The organism is Micromonospora sp. DT46 (assembly GCF_049841735.1).
GTDB classification, from domain to species: domain Bacteria; phylum Actinomycetota; class Actinomycetes; order Mycobacteriales; family Micromonosporaceae; genus Micromonospora; species Micromonospora reichwaldensis.
The window spans coordinates 99131-125005 of record NZ_JBNCKW010000004.1 but is presented as its reverse complement, the minus strand read 5'-3'; the positions used below and the strand labels follow the sequence as shown (position 1 = coordinate 125005).

Below are 25875 nucleotides of genomic sequence, written 5' to 3'. Positions count from 1 at the left end.
TGCGCTGCATGGTTCCTGCGTTGCCCCTACTCGGAAGGCGTGTTCGACGGTGGATGCCAACACCTACTCGTTGAAGCAGGTTCTCACGCAGGATCGTCGTTACGTCATTCCGACATTCCAACGAGACTACGAGTGGACCCTCGACGGTCAGTGGGCTCTCCTCTTCGAGGATCTCGTGGAGACCGCCGATCGCCTGTTCCAGGCACGACAGCAGGCGGCTGCCAGCGGTGAGCCGCTAGCGAAAGCGGACAGGAAGGTTCCTCCGCATTTTCTCGGTGCGATCGTCTGTGACCAGTTGCCCGCTGCTGTCGGGGGCCTTGATCTACGCGCCGTCATCGACGGGCAACAGCGACTGACCACCGTCCAGCTTGTCCTGCGGGGCGTGTTGGACGTGCTGATTGAGCACCGGTCGCCACGCGCGAACCAGGTGCGCCGGCTGCTGGAGAACCACCCAGACATCGTCGGATCGCCCGAGGAAAGGCACAAGCTCTGGCCTCGTCGTAAGGACCGGCAGGTCTGGCCGGTGGCCATGGCGGACGATCTTCCCGAACAGGGGACCCACCTGTACCTCCAGGCACGGCGCTACTTCTCCCAACGCACGCGGGAAGCGGTGAAGGGAGCCGAGCCCGAGCGCCTGGACACCTTCGTCGACGCGTTGTTGGATCTCTTCAAGCTCGTGGTCATCGATCTTGAGGACAACGACGACGCCCAGGTCATCTTCGAGGTGCTCAACGGCCGGCAGACTCCCCTGTCCGCAGCGGACCTGGTGAAGAATCTGTTGTTCCTGCGTGGAGAGTTGTCGGACGAGAAGGAACTGGAGAAGATCTACGACACCTACTGGGCGCCATTCGACGAGCCTTGGTGGAAGACAGAGGTCGGGCGAGGGCACGCCCAACGCGGCCGGCGGGACGTCCTGCTCTCCGGATGGCTGACCGCTGTGTCCCGGTCCGAGGCGAGCGTCAGCCACCTCTACGGTCAGGTGCGAAGCTACCTCGACAGCGCCGGACGCAAAACCGTGGACGTGCTCGCGGAACTTCACGACTTCGGGCGGGCCTACCGGGTCGTCGTCGGAGCCGAGCCGGCTGAGGCGCAATCGCTCCGGCAGTCCTACCAACGACTGGACGTCCTAGGCATCACCACGGCTACTCCGCTGTTGATGTGGCTACGCACCCTGCCGCCCGACAGTCTGTCTGCTGTAGACCACGCACTGGCGGTCCAGGCGGTGGAATCGTGGGTCGTCAGAAGGCTACTCGTCGGCGCCAATACGCGCGGCTACGGCAAGGTCTTCGTCGACGTACTCAAGGGTGCCGCCGAACGGACAGCCGTGGGTGGCCCCTCGCTCGTCGAGGCCGTCGTGCGTGTCCTACGCGGTGCGGACGACACCCTCTGGCCGGACGATGACGAGTTGGTCAAGGCGTTCGCCACGCGCAGGTTCTACGGCAACCTGACGCAGGAGCGGATTAGGCTGGTACTAGGGGCCATCGACCAGTACCTGCAGGAGAACAACCCGAAGACTGAGCCAGCAACCTTCTCTTACGAGAAGTTGCAGATCGAGCACGTCATGCCCCGGGATTGGCGGAAGCACTGGCCGCCGACCGCAACGGACGAGGCTGGCAAGCTCCTGGAAACGCAACGTCGCGACGAAGCGCTGCACCGCATTGGCAACCTCACGCTCGTGACTCCGACCTTCAACAATTCCGTGTCCAATGGGAGCTGGGCCGTCAAGCGGCCAGAGTTCGCGCAACAGTCGAAGCTGCAACTCAACGCCTCCCTCGCCGACTGCGAGACGTGGACCGTCGAAACGGTCGACGAGCGGAGTAGGACGCTTGCCGGTCTCGCAGCCATGGTCTGGCCTCGCTTCTCCGCCTGATCACACGCCCGCTTGACCCCGACGGGCGTCACTGCCCGTCGGCGCCATACGTATGTCCTTTACCCTGTCCGCATGTCAGAAGCCGGCGATGGATAACGAGCTTCAGCTGATCGGTGACGGCGTCGGGCTGGCGGTCATCGGCGCGGGAGCGACGAGGAGGGTTGCCGAGGAAGAGTGAGTGGCGATGCCCGCCAGCCACGAACTACGCGGAGACGGTAGAACCGGGCGATCTCATCGACGGAATCTTCGGGCTGTTTCCCTTCGGATAGACCACCCGGAAGCCCAGGTGTTGTGCCAATGGCGCCCAGCGAGCGGAAGTGGCAAGTTGCTCAACACTGTTGACCTTGCCGCTGTTGACAAGCCGGTGCAGCACGACCGTCTCGAAGGCGGCGGACTCGATCCAGTCAACCTGCTTCGTGAAGCCGCACACCAGGGAAGCGCCGGTTTCGTGCAGGAAGTCGGTAAGGTACGCATCGGAGCCGCGAAGCACGGAGCAGCCACCAACGTAGATCCGTTTGCCCTGCCATCGTCCCGCCACCCAGCCGGCGATATCACCGAGACTCGTCTCATGCGAGTCAGACAGCCACAAGCTCCTGGGAGAGCCGTGGAACGCGAAGAATCCCACCTCGAAGGCGGCATACTTGCGCAACGACCACTCTTTGAGCAGATACTTCAGTTGTTCCGGAGTGACGGCGTTCCGATGGATGTAGCGCAGGCTCTCCAGCCCGTCCAACAATTCCAGCGTCGGCCGTACGCTGTGGCGCCGGGTCAGGTCGCGATCCCAATGACCCTCGACGCAGAAGACTCCCTTGGGCTTTCCCACTCGCAAGATCCTTCCTGACATCTCTCGGTCGCGCCCTGGCCTTGCGGCCCGGGCGGCCATGGCACCGCCCGTAGCGCTCGGCGACGCCAGTTCTGGATCTTCTCCATCTGCGTCACAGAGCCGACTTCCCCAGTCGAAGACAGTGAGCCACTACCGGTAAGGCTGTGAGGACAGTCCACGGCTGTCCAAGTTCTGGCCGGGTGTGATGACAGTACTTCCCTACTTCACGCCTGGGCACCCGGCCCGCCTCTTGCCGACTAGGCGATATGAAGTGTCGAACTGGCGACAGCTAGACCACCGTCCATCGCAGACAATCGGACGCTAGCCGCTGTCATGGCAGGGTGAGCGCGGATCCCCTGCAGGGAGGCCGGAGCAGCATGACCGGTGAAGCGTCCCCTCTGGGGTGTGCCTGACGATGCTGCCGCTGACGTCGTTCTTCTTCATCTACGCCCCAGAGACCCCGGTCAGAGCCTCGAAGAGCACCAGAAGGAGAAGGACCGGTGCCTCACTGAACTGGAGACCACGTGTCCAAGTACAACGCGCTACGAGATCACCTTCGGCGGCGGACAAGCGAGGCACGGTACACCCTCGACGAAATCTCGGAGTTGGTGCCGGGTGGACTGCCCCCATCGGCCTACCGGTACGAAGCATGGTGGGCCAACGGCGACCAGACACATGCGCACAGCCGGGCCTGGGGGGACGCCGGCTTCACGGCTCATCCCGACCTCGCCGGCCGAGCAGTGCGATTCGTGCCGAAGCCGAGGGCGTCGCGGTGACATGCGAGGCAGCGTGTGCGCCGTTTGCGGGAGAAACTCCCTCGCGCGAGACGTACATCCTCAACCACGGGTTCCAGTTCAATCCAGAGACCTGGCGGCGACGGTTGCCGGGGCCATTCGACCTACCGGCCTGGTTCGAAGGCCTCCCTCGGCTCGGTCGCTGGCCACGCATCACGCGCGGGGACCTGCTGCAGGCGGGCGCCGCCGCACACACCGGCCGCGCGGCCATCGACATTCTGATCGGGGCGTACGTATGGGGCAGCGGACTGCCCAGCGGGCGAGGGTCGGCCCGCCTGCGCAGGGTTTTCGACCTCAACAGCGGTCGCACCGAGCGGCACCTCGGTGAGGCACTCCAGGTCTTGCGGAGTGAGGGACCTGAGGCGGCATACGCGGCCCTCCATCACGGCGGTGACTACAGGCTGAAGCAGCTGGGTCCATCCTTCTTCACCAAGCTGCTCTACTTCCTCGGCTGGGATTCGGCAGCGGGCGACCACCGCCCCCTGATCATGGACCAGTACGTGGTGATCGGCATGAACCGATGCCGGGGCATGAGTTGGCGACCACTTGGTCCCTGGAGCGCGGACAAGTACGGCGAGTACCTCGCCTGGGCGCACGAGTGCGCGAATGGCTGGGGCGGCGGGACCGAGCCGGATGTCGTGGAGCGGGCGGTTTGGGAGCACGGTCGATGAGGCCTGCTGCGAACACCGGGGTACGGACCGCTCCCGCTCCTTTCCCACGCGCGTGTACTGACCCGAGTTGCCTATCAAGCGGTCATCATTGTCCAGGCGCAACAACCTCGTCAGATTGGCCGACAGACGTAGGCTGTGCCGGCCACTCGCCACAAGCAAGGACTCCAATGCACTTGAGCCGTACCGTCGCGATCCTCGCGACCGCCGTCACCGCGGCAATCACTCTGGCTGCCTGCGGCGGTGATGGTGGCAGCGGAGCCGAGCCGCCTCCCACTTCCAGTGCTTCCGCGCCGACCACCGGTCCGACGGCTTCACCAACCGCGGCTACCTACAAGCAGCTACACAAGGCGGCCCTCACTCAGGCGCTACTGCCCCTGAAATCAATGCCGGCGGGCTACAGCGAGGCTCCGGACGAGGAGGACGACGGTAGCGACAAGACGTTCTGCAACTACCGGCAGCCGCACACCGCCAAGGTCGAGGCATCCCGGTCTTACCAGAAGGGCGGTGGCCTGAACACCGAGGTCGCCGTGGTGACGCTACGGCAGTACGACAGTGCCGCTCAGGCCAAGGCGTCGTTCGACAAACTGGCGGAGGTGCTGCAGACCTGCCGCAAGGACACACTGAACGGTCAGAAGGTGACGTACGCGCTGATGAACCCACCGGAGACGGGCGAAGCCAGTCTGGGCGTCCGCATCGAGATGGACAACGGCACGGTGCTGCAAGGCTTCGCTCTCGTCGGCCCGGTCTTGATCTCGACGGGTGCTGGCGGCTTGATGAGCGCGGACGCGGACGTAGTGGCCGACCTGCTCGGCAAGCAGGCGGATCGGTACTCGGCCGCAGCCGGCGCGTAGCCACCGAGAGAGCCGAGACGTCGGCTGCCGCCGCACCAGCGGAAGGGCTGCTCCACCACCTTTTCGCAGCCCTTCCGTGTGTACGGCGGCAGCCGACTGCCGCGACCCGTCAATGCCTGGGGTAATGCGCCTTGATGTAGATCCGCCTACCGGAAACTCACGTTTACCGATCCAAGCCTGGCCGACCGCTCCCAATCGGACTTGAGCTGAGGCATGCACACCCCGCCGTCAGACTGCTCGGCGGATCCCCTACCCCGAACCGCAACGGTGACTGATCGTAGGGTGCGCCACTGACATCCCAAGGGTGCCCGCTGAGATCGAGGTGACCGGTCAGTTCGCGCGCGGTGTTCGGTCAGGCAGCGACTGCAGGGAACACTACGAGAGATCCGTCACTGCCCCGTTCGATCTCAATCGCAACGTCGGCCTGGTGGGTTCCGACGTTGAGGCCATCGCCCAGGGCGCGAAGGCGATATACGGCTTTGAGCAGGTCGTCGACCTCGCCCTGCGTGAACATGATGCTGCGGAAACCAGCGGGACGCTTTAATTCGAGAGCCGACAGCCGAAGGAGGACCGAGTGGATACCCGATTCCAGCTCATCGATGCGGCGCTCGTCGTCGCGCAAGGTTCCGATGAAGCTCTTGAAGGGGTTGTTCGTTCCGGCCTGTTGAGCGTGTTCTACTGCTTGTAGCACGAGCACTCGGCGCTTGAGAGCGATGGCGAGTCGCGCGAACTCCAAGTGCGCGCGGAATGCACTGCCCTCCTCGTTGACACCGGGGAAGGCTTTCGTCAGGGTGCCGATCTCCACCGGGCCGTCGGGCAGCGCAGCTAGCGCAGCCTGCCACTTTGTGAGCCGACGCTTGGTTCGTTCGATGGCCGTGTTGATCGCGTACGACGAGGAATCCAGTCCTAACGACAGGCCGACTCTTCCCTGGTCCAGGAGGACCGACGTGGCCTTGTCGATCGCGTCACGGCAACCGTCCAGCTCGCTGCGTTCGTTCTCGAGTTTGTCTTCGTGCAGCTGCTCCAGGAGGTCGGTGATCCGCTCAATCGCTTCTTGGCGTTGGCGGTCAGCGTAGGCGCTGACGCCGACCGCGACGGCCATCAGCACAAGTGGCGCGGCCACTGTCAACGCTCCGGCGCTGGCCACGGCCACACCGGCTGTGGTGGCCGAGCCGGTTGCCGCACCTGCAACAGCGGCCTTGCCAGCAACGGGCACAAACGTGGCCTGGGCTGCGATGCCCGTGGAGTTGACCAGCGCGCTGTGAATACCTCCGGCAGCTGCCTTCGAAGCCATGGGCTGGACAAGTCCTTTACCGACCTGTGCAGCGACCTTTGCCGGTACCACCATCTTGTAGAGCACGTCACCGGTAGCGGCGACGTTCAGCGTCGAAGGCGCCGACTTCGCGGTCTGAGCGACGAGGTGCGACAACTGCTGAGCGAGCGGACTCGCTGCATGAAGCGAAATCCCGCCGCTCCGATCGCGCTTGATTGATACTGGGTGCGCCTCCAGCGTGGCGATGGGGGAATCCGCAAGGGTTGCGAGGGCTGTTCTCAGTTCTGCCAGTCGAGCCGGTGTCATGCCCTCGTCGCTCAGCAGGTCCGGCACGCTCACGGCCTCCGTCGCGAGCGTCCACACTGGCACCTGCGCCGTGTTATCAGTGGTCACGTGGTGTCCCCTCCCCAAACTGGCATCCATCATTGCCGGTGGTACCGGCACCGGCGTCCGGCCGGCGGCCCTTCGTCAGCGCAGCCGTCCAATCCGAAGTGCCCTGGCCCTGCAACAAGATGACGCGGTTGTCACCGCAGATGGCCGACCAGGCCTGGTCCGTGCACGTCGATACGATCAGGACGGGCGTCGCAACGATTCCGCGCGCCGCGAGGCGGTGGCGGTATTCGAGGACCTGACCGAGGCCCAGCCGGAGCTGCGCGACCTCGTTGTCCCCAACCACGCTCTTCACCTCGGCGACGAACTGTCGCCCGTCGGTGTCGCGCCAGGCCAGATCCACCGGTACGCCGTGCAGCCCCGCACCGACCCGTACACCCTCCGCGGCGAGATGGTCGATCAGCGCCCGGCACAGCCGATCGTGCTCGCTCACCCCGGCCAGGTAGGCATCCGCGTCGAACGACCGCTGCACCGACAGGTCGGCCGGAACCGCCGACCCTGCGTACTCCCGGTCGAAGCCCCGCTCCCCGCCGGTCTCGGCCGGCGCCGCACCGGCGAGCAGGGTCTCGGCGGCTCGCCAGGCTCGGCCGGCGACCTCGGGCCGGTACCGGCTCCCGAACGAAAACGGCCCGGCGGCCACCCAGGCGTTGAGCATCCGGGCGGCGGCGATGACCGGTGGCTGCCGAAGAAGCCACAGCGCCGTGTCGATGTCCGGACAGGTGAGTAACAGCTTCTCCTCTGCGAGTGTCTTCGTCCGGTCTTCCTGCATGTCGATGCCGCGCCGTCCCCACTCCTCCAGGTCCACCGCGCCCGCATCCATGGCGAGGACGATGGGTGCGCCCGCCACCCGCAGCCACACCTCCTCGCCGGACTCGTACACGCCGAGGGTCTCCAGAACTCCGACGGTCAGCCGCAGCAGCGGACCGTGGCCCTCGGTCACCCGCGACAGCAGCCAGTGCCGGCCGGCGGTCGATGCCGCCTCTGGCACCGTCATCCGGGCCACCCATCCGGCCAATGCCCACGCCGCGCGTTGCGGCTCGTCCAGCCCGTCGGCCCAGTGACCGTCGACGGCAGCCGGCACCGGGTCGAGTGGCGCCGGCTCGGGGTCGGCGAACACCCACGCCGCGAGATCGGCCGGCGGGGTGAGCTGCCACAGCCGGGACCGGCGGACCGCCAGGATTTCGGTCAGCTCCTCGACGTCGTCCGCCGACCACAAGCCGGTCGACACCGACTGAGCCATCACGCCTTGGCCTTGCGGCCCCGGGTGGCCTTAGGCGGGCGCCAGGACGTGAGCGCCTCGTCGGTGAGGTGCAGGCGGTTGGTGGTCTCGGCGAGGAAGCCGTCGTAGATGTCCGCCGGCGAGGCACCCCACTCCGGGTCGAACTCGCCGTGCCACTGGCGTACCCAGGGGAGGATCTCGCGCAGCCCCGCGACCAGCGGAAGCAGCCGGTCGGCGGCCCAGCCGTCCTCCTGCTCGCGGGCCACGATCAGGGTGGCCAGGGCCTGGGCCTGCTCGCGGTGGTCCCAGCCGGCCCAGCCGACGAGCAGCGACGGGTCACCGTCGCGGCTGGCTCCCGGGTACGAGACGAACCGCTCCTTGGGCACGTCGAGCTTGCCCCGGTGCTTCCAGTAGCTGCCCTTGAGGAAGTCCGCCGAGGTGTACTTCGGCGGCACCGGGATCTGCTTGCGGAACTCCCGCTTCGCCGCCTCGTCGGGCAGCGCGTCCTCGTGCCGCTGCAGGTCCCACACGTGCTCCCAGTCGGCGCGCTTGGCCAGCCCGGAGTCCTTGTAGCGCAGCGCGGCCAGGTGCGGCACGTGCTCGTCGGCGACCAGGTCGGCGATCACCTTGCCGAGATCCTGGCCGGGCGCGTAGAGGTTGGCGACGGTGAGCACGTCGTCGTCGCGGCGCAGCTCGTCGGCGAGCTGGGCGGTGGTCAGCGGGCGCGGCTGCTCCAGCCCGTCGACGTGGTGGTACCACAGCTCCCGTGCCTCGCACCGGTCGAGCAGCCAGTCGCGCAGCGCCTTGCGCTGCATCGCGTCCCAACCCTCGGTGGCCCAACGCCGCTTGCACTCCGGCCGCTCGATCAGCCCGATGTTGCGGTTGCCCTCGATGACCGCGATCCGCCGCTGCACGACCGCCTTGTACTCCGCCGACCAGTGCGCCGGCAGCTCAGTGATGGGCGTCGACCCGTGTCGCGCGAACCACTGGGTCTCCAGGCCCTCGTCGTGCATCTTGCGGGCCAGCACGATCTCGAACGCCCGCTGCCCGAGCTGCAGCATCGGCGGCCGGACGCTCTCCGGGGCGGTCAGGTTCTCGTTCAGCAGCCCGTAAAGCGAGTAGACCTGCCAGTCCAACTCCTCCTGCAACGCAATCATCCGCGCCCGGATCGAGTGCCACTCCCGCTCGGCGACATGGAGCCGCTCCCGGGTGGGCACCCCAGAAGTCGCGACCGCCGTCGGGCTCACCGTGGCAAGCCGCTGCGCCAGCCCGTCAATCTCCCGACTCAATTCCAGAGGGTACGCCGTCGGCAGCGGAAACTCCTGCAGCTTGGTACCGGTGAACTCGTAATGATTCTTCCACTCCTCGCTGCCCATCGCGGCATAGCCCGCCTCGACCCGTGCTCCGCCACCCTCACCTCGAGTCTGGCTGACCTGCTTCAGCCAGAAGCAGGCAGTTGAACTAGTGAGCAACCCCAGCAATGACAGATGATCATCCTCGGAAGCTTGCTCTCCGAGCTTGATCACTGGGGCAGTCTGCTTGAATACTTGCCCACCTCGGTCAATCACAAAGTGATTGTGCGTTGCAACGAAAGCGAAAGCAATAGACAACGGTGCGCGATATCGCTTGGCGAAGAACATACTGTGGTCGAACCAACGCAATCCTCGCTGCTCCGGCGTTTGACCGAAGTCCATTCGCTGCCGCAAGGCTGTGCGGCAGCGCCAGTAAAACCGCTCCTCTAAAGGAGTGATTTGCCTACGGAAACCGGCATGGTCGTATGGAAAAAGAGTCCAGACCGGGGCGTCGAGGTTGAAGTCTCGGACATCTCCCCCGTGCACGACAGGCACAGCAGCCGCAGCGACACCTCTCGTCTTGGCGGCCGCCTTCGGGACGTAAAAGGCCTCGTCGAGCCCGGTGTGAGTAGTCCGTCCAATTTCCTCCATCTTCGAACGGAGTCGAAATGGCTGATTGTCGATAGCCGCGAGGAGGCTACTTGCTCCGCCTCCGGAGAGGCTCCATGGAAATCTCGCCAGGGTGCTCCGAGGAAGGTTCGCGACACTGACCCACTCGCTCTCGGAGCCAGGTACGTCTACCTGGGCCAGGACAGCGGTCCAGACCAGTCCGCGAGCCGGGTCTTTCGGTGCTGCAGGCTCTCCTCGAATCCCGAGCACTGCCCGGATCGTTTCTGCCTGCCCTCGGCTCTTGTTACGGCCAATGAGTAGAACCGTCGGAGTTCCGTGTCCTGGTATGTAGGCACCGGACGTGTCAATGACGTGAGTCAGTTCAACCCTGTGAGCAAGGAACCCCTCGATCAACTTCTTACCGAACTCACGCTTCATGAATGAGTTAGCGGTAATTTGGCCAACGTAACCCGCGCCCCGTCCGTCTGCAGCAGCCGGCCTCGCAAGCTCGAAGAAGCGCTGAGCAAACGGCACTGACAAGGCATACTGCCGGTGGCAGACGTCCGGGTAGGCGCGCCGGTAGCGCTGGTTCGCCGCATCATCGCTCGGGGTGATGTAGGGAGGATTTCCCACGACGACGTGCCACCGGCCCTGTTCAAGAATGCCGGCGTGCTCTTGTAAGTCCTCCGTGGCGTAGCTCGAGTCGACCAGCTCACCCCTCTCGTTAATGAGCGCCCGCTGCTCGCTTCTCTCAAGTGAGTCACCGACCGCGAGATGCAAGGGAAAGCTGTAGCCAGCTGTGTCGGCAAGAGTCTTGACACCACAGCCGCGAAGGGCAGCGATCAAGAGACGGAAGCGCGCGATGGCCACCGCGAAAGGGTTGATGTCGACGCCGTGCACCGCATCCAGCGCCAGGCGCACCCGCTCGTGAGGGTCGCGGTTGGGAGCATGCTCCTCCCACTCCTTCAGCAGCCGGCAGAAGGCGCCGAGGACGAAGTGCCCCGAGCCGCAGGTCGGGTCAATTATCTTGACTACGTCGTGGCCAAACTCCTCGATTGCCGGGGAGAGGGTCAAATCGAGGATGAACTCCTCGACGAACTCGGGCGTCTGGAGGAGGGCGTACGTCTTCTTGGCGTGCTCCGAGAGGTCCTGGTAGAGGTCGCCGAGGAAGCGGGTGTCCCACTCCGGGTCGGCGAAGTCGTGCGTCAGGCCACCGGTCTCGCCGCGTCGACGCCAGAAGGCGATCAGGTTCTTCGCCTCGTCGTGGGACAGCGGGATCTGATAGAGCGGGTTGTGCCGCTTGTCGAACAGCGACTTGCCAGCCTGGGTACTGGCGATGGCGTCGAAGCCCTGGTGCAGCCAGTCGCGCAGCGTCTTGTCGGGCTGGTCGCGGAAGAACTGCGCCTCGGCCTCTTCAGCCAGCACCAGCCGGTCGCCCGGACCGGCAAGGCAGGGGTCGGACAGCAGGCCGTTGTCCTCGCAGAAGCGCACGAAGACGGTGCCGAGCACCCAGGCGACGGCGACCTGGGTGACGCGCTCGTCGCGCCAGGCCGCCCAGGTGGCGGCGGTGCGCCCGACCTTGAAGGCGTGGTCGTACTCGCCATGCAGGCGGAGGCGCACCTCCTCGACCGATTCGGCCTGCTCCCGCAGGTCCTTTTCCAGATTCTTAACCTGCTTCTGCAGGTCGGACAAGAGCAGCTTCCGGTCGATCACTCGACGACTCTAGCCGTCCCGTCGACGGGACGGGGGTACCCGTAAGGCCCGTTTCCGTCGCCGGCCCGCTACCTACGGCTCCCGCATCCAGGTCTTCGGGTCCGTGACGAAGACACCCTTGCCCTGCTGGCGACGGATGACCCGCAGCGCCTCCAGTCGGGCGTAGGCCATCTGCACGGTCCCGTGACTGACGCCGTAGCTCTGACGCAGCTCGGCAATCGAGGGCAACCTGTCCCCCGGCTTCAACTTCTTGGACCTGACGTCGGCGATCACATCGTCGGCGATGCGCCAATAGTCCGGCACTTCTCGCATGGCACTCCTCGCGTGGCAATCCGATTCGATCACACCGCGACGCGCCTAACAAGCAGCGTTGACTCATCTGACATGTCTAGCTATGTTGATTCGGAGCCCGTCCTCGCGTGGCAACGAGTTCGGCTCATCCCCTGGTCGGGGCGGGTGAGCGTGCCCGTCCCGACCCCGTCCGGCTGCTCTGCTGTCGTACCGCCGAATCGGGCTGCGACGGCCGAGCGGGCGGGTCGTCCGCGGCCCCCTCGCGGACGACCCGCCCTTCCAGACCCCACCGCGCGGAGCCTGCGCTCCCGCCTGCCCTGGAGAGAGGATCGTCGTGGCCCAGGTCTATCGAGGTGCTCAGCCCCATCCCGCCGGTTACCCGGGCCGGTTGACGCCGCACGAGGTGCGGACCCGCGAGTTCGCCGCGCGACGGCGCGGCGTCGACCCCGTGGAGGTACGCGAGTTCCAGGCCCGGGTGTCCGACGAGCTGGCGATGCTCAACGAGACGGTACGGCTGCTCACCCAGGAGAACGACCGGATCAGGCGGGCGCTGCGCGACTGGCAGACCATGCACGCGCGGGAGTGCCGGCCGCCGGAGGAGCACCACCGCAACTCCGGCCACTGGTGACCGCGCGCCCCTCCCCCGGCGACCTGCTCGCCGTCGACGGCCGGGCCTCGGTGCAGTTCGCCGGGGACCGCGCCCTGACCTTCCGCGTCGTCTCGGTCTCCGACCAACCCACGTACGCCGGTTGGATCTGGCTGACCGGCTACGTCCTGAACCGGCGCGGCGAGGCGACCGACAAGCGTGAGATCTACGTCCAGCTCGCCGGCCTCAGCCCCGTCGTCAGCCCGCCGACCCCGCAACGCCCGCGTGCCATCCGCTCCTATGCTTCTCAGGGTGACCAAGGTGACGGCAGAGCAGCTCGCAACCGCTCGGGGCAGCGTGCTCGGGCTGATGCTCGGTGACGCGATCGGCGCGGCGGGCGGCAACGTGCCGACGGGCGGAACCCTGCCGGTCACCAGCGCCGGCCAGCTCGCCTGCTTCACCATCGAGGGGATCATCCGGGCCAACATCCGGGGCACCCACAAGGGCATCTGCCACCCTCCCGGCGTGGTGCGCCACGCCTACACGAGATGGGCCGCGATGCAGGGCGTCCCTGGGATCAAGCGCTGGCAGGAGCAGGACTGGCCGGACGGCTGGCTCGCTGGGGTGCCGACGCTGACGGCCCGGCGTGGGTCTGCTCCCGCCACCGTCTCCGCGTTGCAGAGCACAGCCACGTACGCGCCAGGGAAAGCTGACTGGACCAGCGTCGGAGCCCATGGGCTCACCCGGAGCCTGCCCGCCGGGCTCATCCCGGGGTGGGGGCCGCAACCCGGGCGCTTCGCGGCGGAGATCGCAGCCACCACCCACGGCCCAGCAGCGGCCGACGCCGCCGCACTGGGTGCCACGGTGATTGCCAACGTCGTCAGCCGTCAGGACGTCGAGAAGGCGGCGGAACTCGCGCAGCGGGAGTGCCAGTCGATCGTGACGGTCCTGACCGGGCTGCCACTCGCACCGGCCCTGCACGCCGGCCGGAGGCGCCCGCGCCAAGCAGAGGTCCTGGCGCAGCTCGCGCCGGACGCGCGTGCGGCATCGGCACTGGCCGGAGGCGTCTACGTCGCACTCTCCTATCCTGACCGCTCGCAGCTACGCGACGCCCTCGTCTTTGCCGCATCAGTTCCGCACGGCAAGCACGTGGCCGCTACCGCCGGCGCGTTCCTCGGTGCCGCGCACGGCGTCGACGCGCTCCCCGTCGACGTGGTCTCCCGAGTCGAGTTGGTGTGGGTGGCCGACGTCCTGGCGCGGGATCTCCTCACCGAATTCGCGGACGGCCCGTCCGGCAGCGGCTACGGCGACGAGACCGATCCGCACTGGTGGGAGCGTTATCCGGGCTGGTAGCGCATTCCGCTGTCCGGGGCCGGTGGGGCGTGGCTGGACATTGACGGCAACCGTCAGCTCTGCTGCTGAAGCCATCGGCGTGCGGTTCTGATCGTCGGCGCAACCGTCCCGTGCAGGTAGGGCACGCTGGTCAGCCGCCCCCAGTGGTCCGTCAGCCGCATGGCGGACGGGTGGGTGAAGGCGTCGACGAGCGTGTCGACGCCGGCGATCCTCGCCCGTACGAGGTACGGTGTGATCTCCCGACGGCGACTCATGATCGCGGTGAGCGACTTGTGGACCTCGACGCCCTGGACGATGCAGAGGGTCGGCTGGAGGATCGCGATCGTCGCCGCCATGTGCGGGGCGCAGTTGCGGCTCATCGTGGCGTTACCGAGCGATTTGGTCGTGCCGCTGACCACGGCCGAGCAGAGCCGCATGTTGGCCATGGCGTAGGCGTCGAAGAGGTGCACCGGGGAACGGACGCCGTCCAGGTGGAGCAGCTCACCGGCCCGGTCGGGCCCGGGTTCACGCCCGACCGGCGAGCCGCAGGGCGCTCGTGACACCGCGCATGTGCGGGTTCCGGGCGGTGAACGCCAAGCCAGCGGACTGCATGACCTCGGCATGACGCTGTTTGAGCGTCACGCCCTCGCGCGCCCGCCCGGTCTCCATGGCGATGACCAGGGTCCGCTCCGGCACGCCGTCGAGGACCAGGTCGTAGTGGTGGCCGACGTGCGAGAGTTGCCCCGCGGCGAAAGCGGCCTCGGGTCGGGACGCCGATCGGCGTCCGCCCAGGGCGCTCTCACGGCAGCTGCCGAGCCTGCGGCAGACGCAGGCCCCGGACGGCGCGAGGACGTGCTCGGCCATGTACTGATCGAGCTGCGCGATCCGGCCGGCGGTGACAATCGGGTCGCTGGCATGGGTCATGAGGACGGCCCGATCGGGGTCGGAGCAGGGCTCGAGTCGACGGAGACTCCCGCCCTGGGAATGGGCGTCGTCCGGATGCCGTCACTCCCGGCGCCGACGAGCGCTTTCCGCAGCAGCGCCGTCTCCTTCGCGCTCGGCGGTCCGGCTGAGCCCGTATGCCACTCGACGACCAGTCGCTGCCCCGACGGCAGCGCGTACGTCCGCACCGCCCGGCTGGGCACCTTCGACCCGTAGTCCGTGCCGCCGGAGCCCAGCGCGCCCGTCAGCGGCAACTTGAGCGCCCGAGCGAGGTCATTCCAGGGGCGGCCGAAGGCGAACACGTCCCACACGGGCAGCTCCGCGATCGGCTGCCACACGAACTCGTCGATGACCTCCGGCGGCGGCCGCAGTGGCGCGGTTATGGCCTTCGAGTGCCACGGATAGCACTCGAAGATCAGCAGGTCACGATGATCGGCGCTCGGGTCCTGCAGCCACCGGCGGGTGAACGCCAGCCGGGCCTGGTAGTACCTGTTCTTGCCCATCTCCTGCGGCAGCGTCCATGGCGGCCGGTTGTAGGGGCATGTCGTCGCCCACCTGCTGTACGAGCCGTGCTCCTTGATCTCCTCGGCGAAGATGCCGTCCCGCGCCTGGAAACGGGGGCGGAATTCGCCGGGGTTCAGGCCGAGCACCACCATTCGTGGCGTGTGCTCCAGACCGAGGAGGTCACCGTGGTAGGGCTCCGGAAACCCGTCACGGGTCACCTCGCCGTGGCCGACGCCGACATAGGAGTCGAACCATGGCTGGAGGCATTTTGGTAGTTCGTCCTCGCCGCTGAGCCAGGATTCGACGTGAGCGTCCCAGAAGGCCGCGACGCGCTGCCGTGCGGAGGTCGTCATGACGAAAAGTTAGCGATGCGTGACTGGCCAGGCCAGGGCGCAACGCGAAGAATCAACCTCGTGACCGAAACCTTGCGCCAATTGGCCGCGTTGCTGCGGGATCGCGACGAGTTGGACACCCGGATCGCGGCGCTCACCGGGCGATCGGCGCGGCCGGGTGACATCGGCGAGTTCATCGCCGCCCAGGTGTTCGACATCGAGCTGGCCGCCGCGATCCAGGCCGGCTACGACGGCACGTTCCGATCCGGTCCACTCGCCGGCCGGACGGTGAACGTCAAGGCCTACGGTGACGCCTTCGCCGGCCTCGACATCAGCCCGCACCACTGCGACCACCTACCTGATCCTCAGTGGACCGGCCAAGCCCCCGGGCATCGTGCGGCACCACCGGTGGCGGATCTCCGCGGCGTACCTTCTCGACACCCGCCGCCTGCTCGAGACCCTCACGGCCAGGGGCGTGAAGGTCGGGATCGCGACGAGCATTCGCAGAGGCGACCTCGAGGTCGCCCAAGTCTTCCCCACTACCGGGGCGCACGCCCCGATACGCCTCACGCCGGAGCAGGCAGCGCTGTTGTCGCTGTTCGCGTAGCCCCCTCCTGTCCGGTGCCGCCACTGGCGGGCGGACATGCGCAACGCCGCTAATTTGAACGCGCCGACCGGGGCGGACTGTCGTGATGACGACAGCGCGATGCTCCCTCGATCGGGCTCGGCACCGACCGTCGCACAAGCAATAGGCGATTTTCCATGGAAAACGGCGGTTTCTCATGCCAGTGGATCGATAGCGGGAAGGCCCGGCGCATTCTTGACAGGCATTTTGGCATTGGCATACTGGGCGGTGCCCGTTTCCCGGTGTGCGCCATCACGACAGATGCGGTGACCCATGGACGACCTGTCGGCAGCAGGCCTGGCCGCCGCAGCGAGCGCGGCTCTGATCCAGGCCATGGTCTCGGACGTGTGGCTCAACGTGAAGGACCACGCGGCACGCATCCTCGGTCGCGACGAGACGGAGTCGATGGTCCGCGCAGACCGGGTCCTGGAGGATTCGCGCGAACGGGTGTTGACCGCCTCGCCGGACCGCAGAGATACGGCGTCAGCATTGGAGGCGGCCCGGTGGAAGGGCCGGTTGCAGGCCCGGCTGGAGGAGGACCCGGACTTTGCCGTCGCGATACGGGAGCTGGTCGCCGCAGTCCGGGCGGCCGGCGAAGGCGTGGACCAGTCGACCACCGTGCAGCAGAACGTGACCGCCGGACGGGATTCGTACACCGCAGGCCGTGATCTCACCGTGGGCCGCCCCGATCCGGCTCCATGAGTGACGCGTGACCGTGCCCCAGCAGGATGTCAGCGCACGGCGCGACGGCTATGTCGCGGGCCGGGACCTACACCTGCACGTGACGGGGCAGCAGCTCAGCCTTTATCCGGAGGAACGCTTTGCCGCGCCGCTGACCTACGATCGCGAACGGCCGATCTTCCTGCAGTACCTGAATCCGGAGATCCGGTCGTGTTACGGCCGCCCACCGACGGCCCGTTTCACCGAGGCGGATCTGTCCCAGGCGCTGCACGCGACGCGGCTGGCCGTGCTCGCCACCGACGAGGAACTGATCCTTCCCGCGTCGTACCTGTTCGAGGTGCCGAGCCTGTCGATCTTCCTCACCCGGATCAGGCCACTCGTGGTTCGGGGCGTGGTCCACTACTCCTCGCACATCGCCGACCTCGACTCCTACGTGGAGCACAAGGCCGTCGAATACCGCCGCGACACCCGCAACCCCTACGAGCTGACCCCGCACCGCAGTCTCACCGACGGCCTCGTCTGGCGGCCCCGCTACGCGCAGAACACCGCCACCGACATCGGCCAGAGCTGGGGCACCGCCCTACAGCCGGACGGCGAGTTGGCCACGACGCTCGCCAGCATCGCCGGTCGCTGGCCCGCGACGGCCGGTGACGTCGAGACGCACCTGCATGAGGTGCCCGATCGACTCGACGGGCAGGCCTTCATCAGCCGGTTCGTCCGAGCCACGGTGCCGGTGACCCTGGGAGCCGAGGAACGGGCCAGGATCGACATGTTCCTGTCCCGCGAGTACCTCGCCAGCTACCTGCGCGACCTCGACGCCGCCATCGTCGCCGACTTCGACTTCGGCGACTTCTCCTGCGGCATCCGCCAGATGCGGACGTCGCTCGCGGACCGCGTGCTGTCCGCCCGCTCGTTCGACCTCGGCCTGCGATGGCTCGGCATCCACGACTTCGTCCACCGCAGCGCCCGCTGGCCCGATCTGCTCTCCCTGCGCTCGACTCCAGAGTTCGGCACCATCGCCGCCGCCACGCAGCATCCGGTGCTCCGCGCCCGGCTCCGCGAGGCGGTGATCCGCGGGCGGAAGCGCATCAGGTTCCAGAACGCCGCGACCATCCAGCAGGCGCTGACCGTGGTGGCTGTCGTCGCCAACAGGCTCGACGGCACGTTGAACCAGACAGATCCCGACCGAAGGGCACGATGATGCTGATTTCCGTCTACTGTTCCGGGTCGATCATCAAGGGCGGAGGCGATCAACAGCGTCTCTGCTGGACGGATGTGGAGCGGGAGGAGGTCGCGGGCGGGGCGGCTCCCTGTGACGTCGTGTTCCTCAATCCGGACGACCCAATTCCCGACGCAGGCAACACGTTGGGTCAGTTCGGCCGGGACATGTACCAGGTGATGGTGGCGACGGCGGTCATCGTCGACGCGCGGGTACGCCGTGGGATCGGCATCGGTGTCGAGATGGCGGCAGCGGTCACGCTGGGAACGCCTGTGGTCGTGGTCGCACCCCGCAATTCGCAGTACCGCAGTGACGTCCTGGAATACCGGGGCGTGCGGGTGACCGACTACGTGCACCCGCACGTGGCGGCGCTGGCCACCGACGTGGTCGACGACTTCGCCGCCGCCGGTCGCGCTCTCGTGGCGTTGGCCGACCGACCCAGGGCAGCCCAACCTCGCCCCGCCTGGCTGTCCGCCGCACTGGACGAGTACGAGAACAACGTGCTCGGCATCGACACGCCGATGCTCGACGCACTACGACGGATCGAGGCCGGCGCGGCGCGAGTGCCCAGCACGACGGCATGATCGCCGACACGGGGTCCAGCGCCGTCGAGCCGATCAGCATCAGGACGGGGGTGAGGGGACTCCACCTGGTGCACAACCGCCACCTGGAAGCGCTGTTGTTCGACCGAAACCTGACGGAGTTGCCGTTTCGGCGAGCCTGCCTCGCCAGCAGCCGGGAGTTCGTCCGACACATCCGGGACGAACTCGACGGTGCCGACCTCGCCGAGGTGATCATCCTGAGCAAGGGCCTGGTCTACCAACTCGCGGAGGCGGTCGCCGCCGAGGCGGGCCGGAACCTGCCGGCGAACCTCGTCTCCACGAGCAGGGTGGCCGTCGCCTCCGACGACGCGACGGTCGAGGTGTCCTACGCGCGGTTCGACGCCGGCGGCTCGACGCTGCTGATCGGCGACACCGTCGCCTCCGGTGCGACGATAGTGGCGGCGCTGCGGGAGTACCGGCGATTCCACCCGGTCCGCCGCCTGTACGTGCTGTCGTACGCCGGTGCCGTGCACGGTGCTGCCCGCATCGCCGACTACTGCGCCGGCAGCGGGATCGAGTGCACCATGCTCTTCGGCCTGGCCGCGTTCGGGCTCGCCGAGAACGGGTTCGACCTGTCCTTCCTGCACCCCGCGACGGTCACCAGGGACGCCTATCGCGAGCGGGCCCGACGGCAGTTCGCCGGCAGGCCCGTCTCGGCTGTCGGGTGGGACTTCGGCTCGCAGGCCATGGCACCGGAGAAGTACCGCCAGCTCTGCTGGGTCGAGGCCGGCTTGTGGGAACTGCACGGCTCACCGGCCCTCGCCGTGGCCCGCGAGCCGGAGAACATGGCAGCCCTCGCGCACGAGGCACCCGCGTACGCGGGCACCACGTTCCAGGCTCCGGGCAACGACGCGGTCCGAGGCGCCGAGACCATGGCGGACGCTCGTGCGTCAAGCGGTGACTGCGCTGCGGTGGGCGTTGACGACCCAGGCGTCCGGTAGGGCGATCCACTCGTTGTCGCCCACCCGCACGACCGCACCGTCCAGCTTGGGCAGCAGCGCCGGGTCCTCCATCGGGCAGAGCAGCCACACGTCGCCCGCCCCGCCCCGCGCCGCGTCGGCCAGCTCGTAGAGCCGGTCCACCGCCCGGTAGCGCGCCAGCACCGCCGCGTCGTGCAGCAGCACCGGCCCCTCCCCGGCCCGCAGCTCCGCGCGCAGCTCTGGCACGGCGAGCTGCCACGCCTGTTCGGCGTACTCGCCCAGCTTGATCGCCGGCCGGGAGCCGGGCTCCGCGATGTCGGCTCTCAGCACCGTCTCCCAGGTCGGCTTCGGGCGCGCGTCGACGAGGGCGTGCAGGTGGTCCAGGAAACGGGCCGCCACGTTGACCGGCCGGGCGTCGAAGCGCCGGATGAGTTCCTCGCGAGCCGGGGCGTACCGGTTCAGGCGTACCGTCAGGGCCCGGAACCCACCGGCGGTCCTGGCGCCGGTCAGGCGCTCCTCGGCCCGCACCGCCGCCGCCAGCTCCGGCGACTCGGCCGTCCACCGGCTCGGCGCGGCCGTAGCCGACGGGCGACGCTGCACGTACGACATCGAGGACGACGCGTTGCGGGGCGGTGGCGGGACATACCGGTCGCGGTCCCAGCGCAGCTCGAAACCGGCCTCGGCGAGCAGCCGATCCAGCTTCGGGTGCGGCGGCAGCGGGTCCAGCTCCGGGAACCGCGCGGCCACCCGGTCGGCGACCTGCGTCGGGGTCAGGCCGCGCCGTTTGTCGGGCCCGGCCGCCGGGGGCACCACACCGGCCTGGGCCAGCCGAAGCGCCCGCACCGGGTCGAGGTCGCGAGGATAGAGCTCCAGCCGCGCGGTCGCGGCGGCCCGCTCCGAGGCCACCGCCGCGAGCAGCACCCGTCGCCGCTCGTCGATCACGTCGGCCGCCCCGCCGGGCACGGTCACGGCCGCGAGGGTACGCAGCACTGTCGCCGGGCTCGGCAGCACCTCGCTGGCGGCGAGCTTGTCGGCGGCCTTGCCGAGCGCGTCGGCGTAGTCGAGCAGGGCCGGCGCGGCCGGGGCGTCCGGGGCGTCGTCCTCGCCCGCCTCAAGGGCCACCAGCAGCCGCTCTCCGTGCCGGCGCAGCAGCAGGCGCGGCTCGTCGGCGAGGGCGTCGACCTCCACGGCGGCCCGCACCGCGGCGAGCGCCACCGCCTGGCGCAGCGCGTCGCCGGTGCGCACCGAGCCACGGCTGCCGAGCAGCGCCGTGGCCAGCTCGCCGACGCCCATCACCCGGCCGCCGTCGCGCAGCAGCTCGATGATCTGCGTACGGACGCTGCCGACGACGGGGATGTCGTGCCAGCGCTTGCGCTGCTTGCCGAGGATCTGCGCGATGCGGGCGGAGCTGACGCCCAGCGCGGTGGCGACCTGCGGCTGCTGCGGCCAGGGCGGCAACGCCGGCAGCGTGCCGGATTCGTCGGGCAGGTGCAGCAGCAGTCGGGTGCCCTCGATCTCGGTGCCGTTGCGGCCGTTCTTCGCCGGCAGGAGCAGCGTGGCGATCGCGTCCACGCCGACGCGTACCAGATCGGCGTCGCCGTGTCCGGCGGCGGTCTCGGTGGCGGCCTCGGCGGTGGCCGCCTTACGGGCGGCGGGAGTGGTGGGGAGGGTCTCCCGCTCCCCCAGCCGGCCGCGCCACTCCTTGACCCGGCGCTGCAACTCCTTGCGGGTCCGCGCGCCGAGGCCGGGGAGGGTGGCGAGCTTGTTCGCCACGGTGAGCAGCTCGCCGACGGTGGAGGCCTCCAGCCGATGGGCCGCGGAGACGGCGCGCGGGGTGAGGCCGGCGGCCTCCAGCGCGGTGGCCCGGGTCGCCCTTGTCGCGGCCTCGTCGCGGGCCGCCTCGGCGGCCTGCTCGTCCGGCTCGTCGGCCTCGATCTCCGGATGGTCGGTGCCGACCGGGGCGCTCGCGTCGGAGCGACGGAAGACCTCGTGCCAGGCGTCGCGCATGTCCTTCAGCGAGGCGAACCGCTGCCGGTGGTCGCGATGCAGGGCCTCATGGAAGAAGTCGACCAGGTCGTCGCGGATCGCCGGGTCGAACGCCTCCACAGCCAGCACCGGAGGGCCCTCGGTGAGCTGCGGCTCCGTGCCGCCGTCGCCCCACACCGGCAGTTCGCCCGACGCCATCTCGTGCAGGGTGACCGCGAGGGCGTACCACTCGGCGTGCTTGTCGTAGACCTGCCGGTTGGCGGTGCCGAGGAACGGGTCCAGGTAGCGGGGGGTGCCGGCGGCGGTCTCCTTCACCGAGACGCCGGCCAGGGAGAAGTCGAACAGCACCAGCTGGCGGGTGCGGTTCGGGCGGATCCGGATGGCGATGTTGTCGGGCTTGATGTCGCGGTGGTAGACGCCCTCGCCCTCCAGGTAGTCGAGCGCCCCGAAGAGGTAGTGGCTGTAGGTCTCCAGCTCGTCAACGGTGAGCCGGCCGTCGTCGCGCAGCTTGCGGGCCAGCGTCAGCTCGCCCGCGTGCTCCAGCACCACGACGGTGCGGTTGCCGAGCTGCAGGGGCTCGGGCCGGGCCAGCCGGATCACCCGGGAGTCGGTGAGCGGGCCGAGCACCCGGGCCTCGTGCGCCAGCCGGGCGCCCTTCTCGTCGGAAAGGCCGACCTTGAGCACCTCGTCCTTGCCGGTGCGCTCGTTGTGCGCGAGGAACGCGCGGCACGTCGAGCCGGTGCCGAGGCTCTTCCTGATCGTCCACTCGCCGACCCGGTCACCGCCGCGCGCCTCCAGCGGGTCGACCTGCTCGGGCTCCCGTTCCTCCGGGTGCACCGAGCCGGGCGGCGGGGCGGTCAGCTCGTCCTCGACGACCTGCAGCATCTCGATGAACTCGGCGACGGTGGTGAGTCGCTGCGTCGGCACCGGGGCGGTGGCCGCCTGGATCAGCTCGTCGGCGAAGAGGCTGATCCCATCGGCCACGGCGGTGGCGCGCAGCCCGTTGTCGCGGGCCAGCCGGGAAAGCAGCTCGGGGCGCTTCGCCGCCGGCGGCTCGCCGGTCAGGATCAGGTACGCCAGCGCGCCCAGCCCGAAGACGTCCATCGCCACCGAGTCGGGCTTGGGGGCGGTCAGCTCCGGCGCGAGGTACGCCTCGGCGGAGTGCTCGATGTGCGAGGCGGCGTGCGAGGAGTGGGTCACCGGATCACCGCTGCTGCCACCGGCGGTGTCGGCACCCCGCGTGGCCGCCTGCCAGTCGCTGACCTGCAACTGCGGCACCAGCCAGGCCTCGTCCTCGCTGCCGCCCCGACGCCGCCGACCCGGGCTGACCAGCACGCTGCGGGCCGACAGGGCGCGGTGGTGCAGCCGGCGGCGGTGCGCGTACGCCACCGTCTCGGCGAGCTGACGGATCATGGCGAGCCGGCTCAGCGCGTCGAGGCGGTCGCCGTACTGGGCCATGTAGTGGTCCAGCCGGATGGAGCGTTGGTCGTACCGGAAGATCAACGCCGGCCCGGCCTCGTGCGACTCCATCGAGTCCACCCGCACGATGCCCGGGTGGTTGATGCCGTGCAGCACGGTCATCTCGCGCTTGGCGGCACGTTCGATGCTGGCCCGCTCGGACTGCACCGCGTTGCGCTCGACCAGGTAGATCCGGATCCGCCGGTGCTCCCGCTCCAGCTCCCGGTGCCGGGCGTGGTGGTCCTGCCACGTCGGGCCCAGGTCGAACGGGCGGGTGTCCAGCTCCCATGCCCCGATCTGGTAGTGCTTGCGGCTGCGGGCGATGCCGACGGCCTTGAGCAGCTCCGGCAGCGCTGCGGACATCTCCTTGGTGATCCGCTGCCGCTCGTCCTGCGGTGGGCGCTGCAACAGCGAGCCGATCGTCGGCAGCGGGCCCGGCTGGTGGCCGGGAGCAGCCTCGGGGCCGTGGATGCCGTGCAGGTGGTGCTCGGCGAGGTTGACGATCAGGCCCGGCTTGGACAGGAAGACCGCCGCCTGCACGAACGGGATCCTGAGCGGCGGACCCTTGCGCTGGCTCGCCGCCGCCTGGAGCAGGGACTTGATCTTCTTGGCTTTGGCGTCGGCCAGGTGCAACGGGTTGTCGAACGTGCGGGTGCTGCTCGGGCCGTACAGGATCCAGTTGGAGCCACTGGAGGTCAGCCGGCCGGTCAGGCTCTTGATCTCAACGAGGTAGAGCCCGCCCGGACCCGCTACCAGCAGGTCGACCTCGTACGGGTGGCCGGTCTGCGCGGTGAAGGTGAAGTTCGACCAGGCGCGGTAGGGCTCCGTGTCGGGCAGCAACGCCTGAACGTGCGCCAATGCCTCCCGCTCGTGTGCGAACTGCGACGGCGTGATCGTCGTCCACCGGCCCTCCTGCATGCCAGTGATCCTAGAACCTGCACATCCGGCCGCGGCCCTACCGCCTCAGCGGAGCCTGGCGACTTAGCGCCTCGCCAAGCTCCGCTGCATCGGCAAAACACCCGTTGAGGCCTTTAATGCCTCAACGGCCGACGATCGTGTGAAGAGCGCCGGCCACGACGATGCCTGCCGCAACACCCGCGGCGGCTCCGGCGGCTGTGCTGGTCATAGCACCTACAATCACAGACGCCATCAAGATCACCGCCCAGCGGAGCGGGAGTTGACGCTGATCGTTCGCGTCCCCGTTGTTCCCTGAGGCGTCACCCTGCAGCTCAACCACGTCCTGCCACTCCCTCTCCCTCGCCTCGACAGAGGCTGTGCTCTCTCGTGAGTCATCACTTGTCGAGCAGTGCCACTGTGGACGATCCTGCAGGGCGTCCGATGGGCGCGCGAGCATGTCCGACGCACGTTTTGGTCCGCCATGGTCGCCTGGCGCGCGCACGGGCGCGGATGTTAGGTGGGCCAAGACGTGGCGATCAAGGGGAGGATGTTCGTGGATCGAACTTCATGGAAGGACTCCAAGCGACCGAACCTAGGCGAGATGGAACGGCTACGCCGCCGCGCTCGGCGACTCAAGGCAATGACACCTTCACCCGGCCAAGTCGAGGAGAACCTGCGCCAACTGGCCAAGCCGGACATGGACGAGGTGCTGATCCGTCGTGACTTCGTCTACCGAGCACAGCCCGCTCCAGGCGATCCTGACGACCGTCGCCTTCCCGCCGCGCGAGATCGCCCCCCAGCAACCCGCATCATCTCGCCCAGAGGTTGCGCCCTGCGCCTCTACCTCACGGCAATTTTCGAAGCGCAGAGCCGCAGCAGAGCCGGAACCAGTCCCACCAATGACCGCCCCCTAGCAGGCCGAGCCGACGAACTCGGGTGGACAGAACTTGTCAGCTCCCCCGCCGCCACAACGACAGATGCAAAGCGATACATGACAGCAAGATCGAAGCGCCTTCGACAACTACACGAGGCGCTTAAGACATTGTCAAGCGACGACGTTCAACTTATCGCCCTCCCCTCCGGCCATCGAACCCGACACAAGTACGAACGGTTCCAGATCTTGGACGAGGCAGGGGCGAGGGCCGGGGAGCCAGCCCCTTACACCATTCCGAATAGGGGCGAAGCGACCTTCGGCATTCCGGCTTGGTGGTTCATTGGCGGCTGGATCAATGTGCTGGAAGACACAGAAATCACCTTCTTGCTCATGCTCGCGGACGTTGAGGCAGGCCGCCAGGGATGGGGTCCCGTCATGATTCCCAGCCACCGACGACTCTTACATTACGGAGTCGGACGAGACGCATATGAAGAAGCGCAGCGACTACTCTCGCACATAGGATTGATAGACGTGTCCGCAGATTTCCAACGCCGAACGGACGGCACAGTAAGAGGCTTCGACCCTGTTGCGAAGCCTTATCTACACCGCCTCCGAATCCGCCGATCCCCTTACGGCGCACCAGACAGCGACAAACTCTTGAAGTATCTCGAGTTTCAGATTAACCGAACCTAACGGCGCATATCGGCGACACCTATCAGCGCCAGAGCGGCAGTAGGGTCCCGATTGGAGTCTCCACTACGGCGAAAACTCGTGATCGCGTTTTATAGAGTGAGTGCGTATGCCACCGCGAGAGCAACGGTGTGGGTTCGTCACGTGACGGATCTGCGAGGGGTCCTAACCAGGCTGACCCGAAGGCGAAGCGCCGCTACCGCTCGCTGCGCCACGGCGCCCGCACCCATGCCAGCGCCTCCCCCTCGTACGTGAACCGCGACGGCTGAGCCTCCTCCACCGGCCCGCCGTCGGCCACGGGAACTCCCCCGGTGCGGGGCTTGACCCTCGAGTCGGTCGAGCCCCGAGCATGTGCCGCGACGACCCGCCGGCCGGCCGGCGGGTCCACGACCGCGAGGAGCACAGTGGACACGAACGACGCCGACGAGGTC

23 protein-coding genes are annotated in these 25875 nt (G+C 68.0%); 12 read left to right on the top strand and 11 right to left on the bottom strand.

Translation table 11 applies throughout. The features are described from left to right. The first annotated feature begins 49 nt into the window (after positions 1 to 49). Complete coding sequence (locus tag ACLQ20_RS12025) at positions 50 to 1870, top strand: DUF262 domain-containing protein (RefSeq protein WP_425855469.1); 1821 nt, start codon at positions 50 to 52, stop codon at positions 1868 to 1870. Positions 1871 to 2072: 202 nt separating this feature from the next. Here the strand turns inward: ACLQ20_RS12025 and ACLQ20_RS12020 are convergent, their stop codons facing one another. Continuing rightward, entirely contained in the window at positions 2073 to 2693 is a 621-nt protein-coding gene (locus ACLQ20_RS12020) for a DUF6642 family protein (protein ID WP_425855468.1), read from the bottom strand. 524 nt (positions 2694 to 3217) lie between these two features. Here ACLQ20_RS12020 and ACLQ20_RS12015 point away from each other — a divergent pair. The 3 genes from ACLQ20_RS12015 (at position 3218) to ACLQ20_RS12005 (ending at position 5009) form a co-directional block, all read left to right on the top strand. Beyond that, the gene (locus ACLQ20_RS12015; RefSeq protein WP_425855467.1) at positions 3218 to 3469 is read left to right on the top strand and encodes a DUF7662 domain-containing protein; all 252 of its coding nucleotides are present in this window, start codon (positions 3218 to 3220) and stop codon (positions 3467 to 3469) included. After that, positions 3466 to 4158, top strand: a complete 693-nt coding sequence (locus tag ACLQ20_RS12010; RefSeq protein ID WP_425855466.1) for a hypothetical protein — start codon at positions 3466 to 3468, stop codon at positions 4156 to 4158. Before ACLQ20_RS12015 ends, ACLQ20_RS12010 begins: the two co-directional genes overlap by 4 nt. A 173-nt stretch (positions 4159 to 4331) precedes the next feature. Continuing rightward, positions 4332 to 5009, top strand: a complete 678-nt coding sequence (locus ACLQ20_RS12005) for a hypothetical protein (protein WP_425855465.1) — start codon at positions 4332 to 4334, stop codon at positions 5007 to 5009. Positions 5010 to 5361: 352 nt separating this feature from the next. On the opposite strand, the gene ACLQ20_RS12000 is transcribed toward ACLQ20_RS12005, so the two are convergent. The 4 genes from ACLQ20_RS12000 to ACLQ20_RS11985 form a co-directional block, all read right to left on the bottom strand. Then, positions 5362 to 6675 carry a hypothetical protein gene (locus ACLQ20_RS12000; RefSeq protein ID WP_425855462.1) on the bottom strand — a complete coding sequence of 438 codons (1314 nt, stop codon included), beginning with the start codon at positions 6673 to 6675 and terminating at the stop codon, positions 5362 to 5364. Then, positions 6665 to 7912 carry a hypothetical protein gene (locus tag ACLQ20_RS11995; protein WP_425855461.1) on the bottom strand — a complete coding sequence of 416 codons (1248 nt, stop codon included), beginning with the start codon at positions 7910 to 7912 and terminating at the stop codon, positions 6665 to 6667. Before ACLQ20_RS11995 ends, ACLQ20_RS12000 begins: the two co-directional genes overlap by 11 nt. After that, positions 7912 to 11505 carry a BREX-2 system adenine-specific DNA-methyltransferase PglX gene (pglX, locus tag ACLQ20_RS11990; RefSeq protein ID WP_425855459.1) on the bottom strand — a complete coding sequence of 1198 codons (3594 nt, stop codon included), beginning with the start codon at positions 11503 to 11505 and terminating at the stop codon, positions 7912 to 7914. Before pglX ends, ACLQ20_RS11995 begins: the two co-directional genes overlap by 1 nt. A gap of 72 nt (positions 11506 to 11577) precedes the next feature. Further along, positions 11578 to 11817, bottom strand: a complete 240-nt coding sequence (locus ACLQ20_RS11985; RefSeq protein WP_132234804.1) for a winged helix-turn-helix domain-containing protein — start codon at positions 11815 to 11817, stop codon at positions 11578 to 11580. Between the two features lie 367 nt (positions 11818 to 12184). Between ACLQ20_RS11985 and ACLQ20_RS11980 the strand changes: the two genes are divergently transcribed. Genes ACLQ20_RS11980 through ACLQ20_RS11970 form a run of 3 tightly spaced genes read left to right on the top strand, consistent with a single transcriptional unit; the run spans position 12185 to position 13735 of the window. After that, positions 12185 to 12424, top strand: coding sequence for a DivIVA domain-containing protein (locus tag ACLQ20_RS11980; protein WP_334564998.1), 240 nt, complete (start codon positions 12185 to 12187; stop codon positions 12422 to 12424). Further along, entirely contained in the window at positions 12421 to 12762 is a 342-nt protein-coding gene (locus ACLQ20_RS11975) for a hypothetical protein (RefSeq protein ID WP_425855457.1), read from the top strand. The genes ACLQ20_RS11980 and ACLQ20_RS11975 overlap by 4 nt, the downstream gene beginning before the upstream one ends. Next, a complete protein-coding gene (locus ACLQ20_RS11970; RefSeq protein WP_425855455.1) occupies positions 12695 to 13735 on the top strand; it encodes an ADP-ribosylglycohydrolase family protein in 1041 nt (346 codons plus the stop codon). Before ACLQ20_RS11975 ends, ACLQ20_RS11970 begins: the two co-directional genes overlap by 68 nt. 53 nt (positions 13736 to 13788) lie before the next feature. Here ACLQ20_RS11970 and ACLQ20_RS11965 read toward each other — a convergent pair whose 3' ends face one another. Genes ACLQ20_RS11965 through ACLQ20_RS11950 form a run of 4 tightly spaced genes read right to left on the bottom strand, consistent with a single transcriptional unit; the run spans position 13789 to position 15846 of the window. Further along, positions 13789 to 14277, bottom strand: coding sequence for a hypothetical protein (locus ACLQ20_RS11965; RefSeq protein WP_425855454.1), 489 nt, complete (start codon positions 14275 to 14277; stop codon positions 13789 to 13791). Continuing rightward, positions 14240 to 14638 (bottom strand): hypothetical protein, encoded by a 399-nt coding sequence (locus tag ACLQ20_RS11960; protein ID WP_425855453.1) that lies wholly within the window; start codon positions 14636 to 14638, stop codon positions 14240 to 14242. Before ACLQ20_RS11960 ends, ACLQ20_RS11965 begins: the two co-directional genes overlap by 38 nt. Beyond that, positions 14635 to 15513, bottom strand: coding sequence for an anti-phage DNA glycosylase Brig1 (brig1, locus tag ACLQ20_RS11955; RefSeq protein WP_425855451.1), 879 nt, complete (start codon positions 15511 to 15513; stop codon positions 14635 to 14637). Before brig1 ends, ACLQ20_RS11960 begins: the two co-directional genes overlap by 4 nt. Before the next feature lie 9 nt (positions 15514 to 15522). Then, positions 15523 to 15846, bottom strand: coding sequence for a hypothetical protein (locus ACLQ20_RS11950; RefSeq protein WP_425855935.1), 324 nt, complete (start codon positions 15844 to 15846; stop codon positions 15523 to 15525). Between ACLQ20_RS11950 and ACLQ20_RS11945 the strand changes: the two genes are divergently transcribed. From ACLQ20_RS11945 to ACLQ20_RS11925, 5 genes are all read left to right on the top strand, one after another. Next, the gene (locus ACLQ20_RS11945; RefSeq protein WP_425855913.1) at positions 15727 to 16152 is read left to right on the top strand and encodes a hypothetical protein; all 426 of its coding nucleotides are present in this window, start codon (positions 15727 to 15729) and stop codon (positions 16150 to 16152) included. The two genes, ACLQ20_RS11950 and ACLQ20_RS11945, sit on opposite strands and share 120 nt — an antisense overlap. A gap of 238 nt (positions 16153 to 16390) precedes the next feature. Further along, positions 16391 to 16819, top strand: a complete 429-nt coding sequence (locus ACLQ20_RS11940; RefSeq protein ID WP_425855450.1) for a hypothetical protein — start codon at positions 16391 to 16393, stop codon at positions 16817 to 16819. Between the two features lie 7 nt (positions 16820 to 16826). Continuing rightward, positions 16827 to 17999, top strand: coding sequence for a hypothetical protein (locus ACLQ20_RS11935; protein WP_425855449.1), 1173 nt, complete (start codon positions 16827 to 16829; stop codon positions 17997 to 17999). Continuing rightward, positions 17996 to 18601, top strand: a complete 606-nt coding sequence (locus ACLQ20_RS11930; protein WP_425855446.1) for a hypothetical protein — start codon at positions 17996 to 17998, stop codon at positions 18599 to 18601. The genes ACLQ20_RS11935 and ACLQ20_RS11930 overlap by 4 nt, the downstream gene beginning before the upstream one ends. Continuing rightward, entirely contained in the window at positions 18598 to 19560 is a 963-nt protein-coding gene (locus ACLQ20_RS11925; protein WP_425855445.1) for a hypothetical protein, read from the top strand. Before ACLQ20_RS11930 ends, ACLQ20_RS11925 begins: the two co-directional genes overlap by 4 nt. Here ACLQ20_RS11925 and pglW read toward each other — a convergent pair. After that, positions 19510 to 23901 carry a BREX system serine/threonine kinase PglW gene (gene pglW / locus ACLQ20_RS11920; RefSeq protein ID WP_425855443.1) on the bottom strand — a complete coding sequence of 1464 codons (4392 nt, stop codon included), beginning with the start codon at positions 23899 to 23901 and terminating at the stop codon, positions 19510 to 19512. The two genes, ACLQ20_RS11925 and pglW, sit on opposite strands and share 51 nt — an antisense overlap. Positions 23902 to 25640: 1739 nt before the next feature. After that, on the bottom strand, positions 25641 to 25856 hold the full coding sequence (locus ACLQ20_RS11915; RefSeq protein WP_425855442.1) for a hypothetical protein: 216 nt from the start codon (positions 25854 to 25856) through the stop codon (positions 25641 to 25643). Between the last annotated feature and the right edge of the window lie 19 nt (positions 25857 to 25875).

Excerpts from the sequence above, each read along its gene's own strand:
- ACLQ20_RS11995 (WP_425855461.1), bottom strand. The coding sequence starts at position 7,912 with ATGGCTCAGTCGGTGTCGACCGGCTTGTGGTCGGCGGACGACGTCGAG.
- ACLQ20_RS11985 (WP_132234804.1), bottom strand. The coding sequence starts at position 11,817 with ATGCGAGAAGTGCCGGACTATTGGCGCATCGCCGACGATGTGATCGCC.
- ACLQ20_RS11960 (WP_425855453.1), bottom strand. The coding sequence starts at position 14,638 with ATGACCCATGCCAGCGACCCGATTGTCACCGCCGGCCGGATCGCGCAG.
- brig1 (WP_425855451.1), bottom strand. The coding sequence starts at position 15,513 with ATGACGACCTCCGCACGGCAGCGCGTCGCGGCCTTCTGGGACGCTCAC.
- ACLQ20_RS11940 (WP_425855450.1), top strand. The coding sequence starts at position 16,391 with ATGGACGACCTGTCGGCAGCAGGCCTGGCCGCCGCAGCGAGCGCGGCT.
- ACLQ20_RS11930 (WP_425855446.1), top strand. The coding sequence starts at position 17,996 with ATGATGCTGATTTCCGTCTACTGTTCCGGGTCGATCATCAAGGGCGGA.
- ACLQ20_RS11925 (WP_425855445.1), top strand. The coding sequence starts at position 18,598 with ATGATCGCCGACACGGGGTCCAGCGCCGTCGAGCCGATCAGCATCAGG.
- pglW (WP_425855443.1), bottom strand. The coding sequence starts at position 23,901 with ATGCAGGAGGGCCGGTGGACGACGATCACGCCGTCGCAGTTCGCACAC.